This is a genomic window from Rhizobium sp. CRRU65, assembly GCF_048551595.1.
Classification (GTDB): domain Bacteria; phylum Pseudomonadota; class Alphaproteobacteria; order Rhizobiales; family Rhizobiaceae; genus Rhizobium; species Rhizobium leguminosarum_J.
Window position 1 is genome coordinate 1 of the sequence record NZ_JBLYZH010000045.1, and the last position, 1,655, is coordinate 1,655.

Below are 1,655 nucleotides of genomic sequence, written 5' to 3' on the forward strand. Positions count from 1 at the left end.
GATCCTTCCACAAGACGCCACTTTGGGCAGCCTGCCTGCAGTTGGAATCGGATACGCAAAGCGACATCGGCGTGCACTGACGAACTTCATTCCGCTGGCTGCCTCATCAACGCCTTCTGCCTTTTGGCAATCACCTCCGGATCATTCATGAAGTCCGTCCGCCGGCCAGGCTTGCGGCCACGCTTCTGATAACCATTGCCCTGGCTGCCATCGGGAATACCGAACATATGATCCGTCTGGCCGGTGCGGCGAGGGCCGCTCTTGCTGCGCTGCTGTTCCCGCCCAGCCTGCAGCTCGGCGACGATGGAAAGCATGTCGTCGAGACGCTTGTTCTCGACAACCTCTGCCCGGTGGACCGACCGCAATGTATCGAAGGTTCTGTAGGGCAGGGTGAAGCTCTCGTGCATGATCTCGAGGCGGCCGTCCGGGTAGTCGCAGACAACGACCTTCTTACCCGCCAATGGCCTGGAAATCTCGGTCGGATCGAGAATGAACAAGACCTTGTCGTAACGGAGCGTCAGCGACTGCGACAGTGTGCGGACTTCCTTCCGGCACATGGCGCCATCGAGATTCTCATGGTCGGCCAGCGGTCGGTGCATGTCCTTCGGATTGCGCGGTTGCTTGCCGAACCGCGAATTGAAATCCGCAATGAACTCAGGCGCATAGGCATTGGCAGCTTCGATCGTATCGATGCCGCGAAGCCGCATCTCCTTCACCAGCCGATCCTGCAATGTCTGGTTGGCGCGTTCCACACGGCCCTTGGCTTGCGGAGTGTTGGCACAGATAATGTCGATGTTCAGCTCATAAAGCGCACGACCAAACTGCGTCAGGCCGCTCGTCCGGTCTTTCTCTGACGCATGCGTGCTACGGAAAACCCCATGTTTGTCGCTGTAGAACGCGAGAGGTTTGCCCCATTGCTGCAAATACGCCTTAGTCGCATGCAGATAGTCGAACGTGTTCTCTGATCCGGCGAACCGCAGGTGCAGCAGCTTGCCGGTCGCATCGTCGATATAGACGAGCAGGGCGCATTTGGGGCCGCGGTTCTCGAACCACCAGTGATGCGAACCATCGATCTGCACCAGTTCGCCAAAGCAGTCGCGCCGGCCGCGTGGCTGGAAAACCCGTTTCTTGCGTTCCCGGCGCGAGATCCAGATGCCGGCCTCGGTCATCCATTGCCGCAGCGTCTCCTTAGCAACAGAGATCCGGTGCAGCTCGATCAGCTTCTCGCGAGCCAGCGTCGGGCCGAAATCCAGATAGTGCTCGCGGATCAGATCCAGCGCTGCATTGCGAAACTCCTCGCTGTGGCGCCGGTTGCTCGGCTGCGATCGTTTCTTGGAAACGAGGCCGGCTGGACCATCCCGGTCATAGGCCTGCAGCAACCGATGGACCTGACTTCGACTGAGCCCGAGCAGTTCGGCAGCCTGGACAACGCTCAGGCGTAGGTCACGGATCTTCTGGATGACTTCAAGGCGATGCAACTCTTTCTGCGACATGGTGATCATAAAGGACATGACGACTCCGACCGCTCATGGTCTTGACCAGGCTGAAGATCGTCATCCTTGCTCCCAACGTTGGCTTTGACCAGTGCGTCGAGAGGCGAGACTGTCGCATCTCTAACTGGCCCAACTGTCGCATTACTAAATAGCCCTTACACA

Annotated in this window: 1 protein-coding gene; it reads right to left on the reverse strand. The window is 58.6% G+C overall.

From position 1 onward, the window contains the following. Positions 1-86: 86 nt before the first annotated feature. On the reverse strand, positions 87-1,511 hold the full coding sequence (locus ACM5SV_RS36560) for an ISNCY family transposase (RefSeq protein WP_012755595.1): 1,425 nt from the start codon (positions 1,509-1,511) through the stop codon (positions 87-89). Positions 1,512-1,655: the final 144 nt, after the last annotated feature.

Bases quoted from the DNA above. Each gene is read 5' to 3' on its own strand.
- ACM5SV_RS36560 (WP_012755595.1), bottom strand. From the start codon at position 1,511: ATGTCCTTTATGATCACCATGTCGCAGAAAGAGTTGCATCGCCTTGAA.